This is a genomic window from Kitasatospora sp. NPDC059571, assembly GCF_042735675.1.
In the GTDB taxonomy this organism is placed as follows: domain Bacteria; phylum Actinomycetota; class Actinomycetes; order Streptomycetales; family Streptomycetaceae; genus Kitasatospora.
Genome location: NZ_JBHWBW010000083.1, coordinates 1 through 4,566, shown reverse-complemented (window position 1 = coordinate 4,566; position 4,566 = coordinate 1). Strand labels below are relative to the sequence as shown.

Below are 4,566 nucleotides of genomic sequence, written 5' to 3'. Positions count from 1 at the left end.
CCCGCCCCCCGACGCCTGTCCCGCCCCCGCGCCCTGACCCCCGCCCCCCGGTGGCGCGGTGCCGGGAGCCCCGTCTCCTGGGGAACCCGGGCGGGGGGCGGCTGACGTCCGTACCGACGACCACCGCCCCCGGCGAACGGAGCGCCCGTGCCCCGGCCCCTGCTGTACGTCGACGTCGACGGCGTCCTCAACCCCGCCGCGCCGTACCCCGACGACGGCTTCGAGCCGCACACCATGCTCGGCTACGACGTGCTGCTCAACCCCCGGCACGGGGACTGGCTGCGCGAACTGGCCGGCAGCTACGAGCTGTGCTGGGCCACCACCTGGCAGGACTCGGCGAACGAGCTGCTCTGCCCCGTCCTCGGCCTCCCGGAGCTCCCGGTGGTCAAGGTCAACGGCTACCGGCGGCAGCCCGGCGACCCCCGGATCCGGCTGATGGAGCTGTTCTCCGGCGCCAAGTGGGCGCCGCTGCTGCGGCACGCGCAGGGGCGCCCGTTCGCCTGGATCGACGACGTCATCCCGCCCCGGCTGGTCCGCAACTCGCTCCTGCGGCGCGACCGCCTGCTGCTGCGGACCGACCCCGCCCAGGGGCTGGAGCGCCACCACGTCGACCGGCTGCTGCGCCGCCCGCCGCGCCGGTGGCGGCCGCACCCCGCCGACCGCTGACCGGCCGGGTCAGCCGGTCGGCAGCCAGCCGACGTGGCCGGCGAGCAGGGCGTAGCCCACGAACGCGACGGTGTCGATCAGGGCGTGCGCGACGACCAGCGGCATCACCCGGCCCCAGCGGCGGTACAGCAGACAGAAGATCAGGCCCATCACCATGTTGCCGACCAGCCCGCCGACGCCCTGGTAGAGGTGGTACGAGCCGCGCAGCAGCGAGCTCGCGGCCACCGCGGCCGGCCATGACCAGCCCAGCTGGCCGAGCCGGCGCAGCAGGTAGCCGACCACGACGACCTCCTCCAGGATGGCGTTCTGCCAGGCGGAGGCGATCAGGACGGGGATGCGCCACCAGACGTCCGGCAGGCCGGAGGGGGCGACGGTGAGGTTGTAGCCGGCGGCCTGGGCGGCGAGGTAGAGCGCGAGGCCGGTGCCGCCGATGCCCGCGGCGACCAGGGTGCCGCGGCCGAGGTCGCGCAGCTTCTGACCGAGGTCGAAGCCGATCACCCGCAGCGAGACCGACTCCCGCACCAGCAGGTAGCCCACCAGCACGACCGGCATCAGGCCGCGGCCGATGTAGTAGAGCTGCCAGGCGAGGTCGATCCACGGGCGGCCGGGGGCGCGCGAGGCGTTGAGGGTGGCCACCTGCTGGCCGAGCGCGAGCTTCTGGGTGAGCGAGTCGGCGAAGCTGATCAGCGCGGCGATGCCGCTGGCCCCCAGTGAGAGGCCGAGGACGATGAGCAGCTCGACCCCGAGCAGGCGGCGCGCCGGGGTGCCGGTCTCCGGCTCGGTCGAAACGCTGGTCACTGGTCTCCCGCCCGCGGGCCCGCCCCCGCCGCGGACGGCGCGGGGCCCGGAGGCCTGGGCGGCCTCCGGGCCGATCATCCTCGCACACGGGGATGAGAACGCCTCGGACGGTCAGTCCACCGGCCAGGTGTGCACCGGCTCGCCGGTCCGCATGTACTCGACGTACCTGCGGGTCATCGCGGCGACCGCCGCCGTCCGGTCCAGGTTGTGGTGCTCGCGCAGCCGGTGGACGGTGGCGGCCTGCCAGGCGGCGCCGTTGGTGCGGCGCAGGCAGCGCTGCTCGATGATGCCGAGGTAGCGGTCGCGGTCGGCCGGTTCGACACCCCACTCGTCGAGGCCCTGGTGGGCGAGCGGGAGCAGCTCGTTCAGGACGAGGTCGGTGACGGCGACCGGGCCGGTGCCGCGCCCCGTCCGGCCGTGCCGCGGCCAGTGCAGCACCGCGTCGATGCCGTAGCGGGCCGCGGTGTGGAAGTTCTCGTCCGCGCGCTCGAACGGCAGCCGCTGCCAGACCGGCCTGGGCTGGCCGGCGAGGACGCGGACCAGCCCGTAGTAGTAGGCGGCGTTGGCGAGGGTGTCGGCGACGGTGGGGCCGGCCGGCAGGCAGCGGTTCTCGACCCGCAGGTGGGCCACGCCGTCGGAGACGTCGTAGACCGGGCGGTTCCACCGGTAGATGGTGCCGTTGTGGAGCCGCATCTCGGCGAGCCTGGGGACGCCGCCGGAGGCGAGCACCTTGACCGGGTCCTCGTCGTCGCAGATCGGCAGCAGGGCCGGGAAGTAGCGGAGGTTCTCCGCGAACAGGTCCAGCGCGGAGTCGATCCAGCGCTCCCCGAACCAGGTGATGGGGCGCACGCCCTGGGCCTTGAGCTCCGCCGAACGGGTGTCACAGGCCTGTTGGAACAGCACGGGGCGCGTCTCGCGCCAGAGCTCCCGGCCGAACAGGAACGGCGAGTTGGCGCCGAGCGCGACCTGGCTCGCGGAGATCGCCTGGGCGGCGTTCCAGACCGGGGCGAACCGCTCGGGGGTGACCTGCAGGTGCAGTTGGAGCGAGGTGGCGGCGGCCTCGGCGACCATGGAGACGGACTCCACCGCCAGATGCTCCACGCCCTCGATGTCGAGCGCGATGTCCTCCCCGCGGGCGGCCAGGATCTGGTCGCTGAGCAGCGTGTACCGGTTGTTGTGGGACATGCTGTCGAGGCCGGTGTGGTCCAGGTCGAGGGTCGGCAGGATCCCGACCATGACGATCCGGGCGCCCGCCTCGGCGGCCCGCCGGTCGGCGTACCTCAGGAAGGTGTCGATCTCCTCGCGCAGTTCCTCCAGCACGTGCCCGCCCAGGCGCCGCGGGGCCACGTTGACCTCGATGTTGAACCGGCCGAGCTCGGTCTGGAAGTCGGCGGAGGCGATGGACTCCAGCACCTGGGCGTTGCGCATCACCGGCAGCCCCTGGTCGTCGACCAGGTTGAGCTCGATCTCCAGGCCCATCATTGCTCTCGGGCGGTCGAATCGTCCCTCGCGCAGCATCCGTTCGAGCACGTCCAGACAGGACTGGAGCTTGCGTCGGTACAGCTGCCGGTCGGACAGTTCAGCGCGAGTGGCAACGACCTTCTCGCCCATGAGTGCCCTCCTCCCCTAGGTCGACCGTGCAAGCATCATGCCCATCCGGAAGATCGATAGCCCGGGCACTCGAACAGGCTGCCGGTGGTGCATTCTGACGACTCGTCAGTAGAATTCCGACTTGCCGAGCGCCACCGAACGTGATATCAAGGTCACCCTGCGCACCTGTTCGAGTAGAATTCGCACTGCGCGCCCGCCCGGTCTCCCGCCGCACGACAACCTCGTGCTCGCGTGCTTCCGCGCCCGCACCGCGATCATGCCCAACCGGACACGGCCCAGGTCCCGTCACACCACCGACGCCACGCCGGTATGCCGCACTCGCACGCCGATCTCGCACGGAGAGGCGACCCGCCATGACTCTGCAGACCCCCCAGCCGCCGCCCAGCGCCCTGCGCGCCGTCCTGGCCGCCCTCGACGACGAGAGCACCCACAGCCGGCCGGTCGCTGCCGTGCTGCGCCATACCCCCGGCCCGCTGCTGCCGGCCCACCCGCTGGCGGTCTACGTCCTGGAGGGGCCGTCGCTCGCGACGGCGCGGCGGACGGGCTGGCGGTTCCTGATCAAGCACGGCACCGCGGGCGTGGTCGCGGCGGCCGAGGTCGCCGAGTCCCCCGGCGCGGGCCACACCTTCGCGCACTTCGCGGCCGGTCCGTACCTGGACTCCACGGTGCACGCCCTGCGGCAGGCCTGGCAGCTGGCCCAGGGCACCCGCGTGCGGCGCCAGCCGCGGCTGCTGTCGATGCCCGGGCACTACGCCACGGCGCTCTGGCTGAGCGGCCCGCAGCCCGGCGGGGCGGACGACCTGCTGATCCCGCTCTCGCCGGCGCCGCTTGGCGTCACCGCGCACCGGGTCTACCAGGCCGGCGAGCTCCTCACCGCGCTGGACCGGCCCGAGGTCGACGGCGCACCGCTGCTGCTCGGGCGGGGCTGACCGCCGCGCGGGGCGGCACATCGCGCACCACCCGGACGGGCCATCGGGCCTGACTCGACAAGGTCAGGCGACCGGTGGCCCGTCCGCGCGTCCGAGCGGTGCCGCACCGCCTGAACGGGTGATCTCCGGCGGCTCGTTGTGGCGCATGTCACGAAAAGGCTGCGGGAAGGCCGCGGGATGCCGACACTGGGAACCAGCGGGGGAGGGCCTCTGTCCTACCCAACGGAGCGCCGGTTCACACCTGGGTCGGCGATGAGGATCCGCCGGCAGGGCGGCGCGCCTCGGGGGGTGCCGTGCGGTGGGGCGGGATCATGAGCGAAGTGAGGTACGTGCTGTGTGCCAACACCGTCCTGAGTGCCCTTCGGCGGAGTCGGCCGACCGCGAGGCGGCCGTGCCGGTGGCCCGCCACCCCGAGCAGGGGTGGAGCCTGCTCTGCAACGGCGTCCTGCTCTTCGAGGACACCGGTGAACTGCTGCCCGACGGCCGGGTGATCGCCCCGCGGCGCCCGCTGGCCGTCGCGGCCTGACACGACGCGGCCGGCCCCCTCGGAACACCGAGGGGG

General features: G+C 73.4%; 5 protein-coding genes. 3 read left to right on the top strand and 2 right to left on the bottom strand.

From position 1 onward, the window contains the following. Positions 1-147 precede the first annotated feature (147 nt). Positions 148-666, top strand: coding sequence for an HAD domain-containing protein (locus ACFV0G_RS12710; RefSeq protein WP_380545776.1), 519 nt, complete (start codon positions 148-150; stop codon positions 664-666). A gap of 9 nt (positions 667-675) precedes the next feature. Here the strand turns inward: ACFV0G_RS12710 and ACFV0G_RS12705 are convergent, their stop codons facing one another. Beyond that, positions 676-1,464 (bottom strand): CPBP family intramembrane glutamic endopeptidase, encoded by a 789-nt coding sequence (locus tag ACFV0G_RS12705; RefSeq protein ID WP_380545774.1) that lies wholly within the window; start codon positions 1,462-1,464, stop codon positions 676-678. Positions 1,465-1,575: 111 nt separating this feature from the next. Continuing rightward, on the bottom strand, positions 1,576-3,075 hold the full coding sequence (locus ACFV0G_RS12700) for a glutamate--cysteine ligase (RefSeq protein WP_380545772.1): 1,500 nt from the start codon (positions 3,073-3,075) through the stop codon (positions 1,576-1,578). A 353-nt stretch (positions 3,076-3,428) separates the two neighbouring features. On the opposite strand from ACFV0G_RS12700, the gene ACFV0G_RS12695 reads away from it, so the two are divergent. Continuing rightward, complete coding sequence (locus ACFV0G_RS12695) at positions 3,429-4,004, top strand: hypothetical protein (protein ID WP_380545770.1); 576 nt, start codon at positions 3,429-3,431, stop codon at positions 4,002-4,004. Positions 4,005-4,338: 334 nt separating this feature from the next. Further along, positions 4,339-4,530: a DUF5999 family protein gene (locus ACFV0G_RS12690; RefSeq protein WP_095876357.1), complete on the top strand. Its 192-nt coding sequence runs from the start codon at positions 4,339-4,341 to the stop codon at positions 4,528-4,530. The last annotated feature ends 36 nt before the right edge of the window (positions 4,531-4,566 follow it).

What these genes read in the sequence shown, in the direction of transcription:
- ACFV0G_RS12700 (WP_380545772.1), bottom strand. Translation starts at nt 3,075, where the DNA reads ATGGGCGAGAAGGTCGTTGCCACTCGCGCTGAACTGTCCGACCGGCAG.
- ACFV0G_RS12695 (WP_380545770.1), top strand. Translation starts at nt 3,429, where the DNA reads ATGACTCTGCAGACCCCCCAGCCGCCGCCCAGCGCCCTGCGCGCCGTC.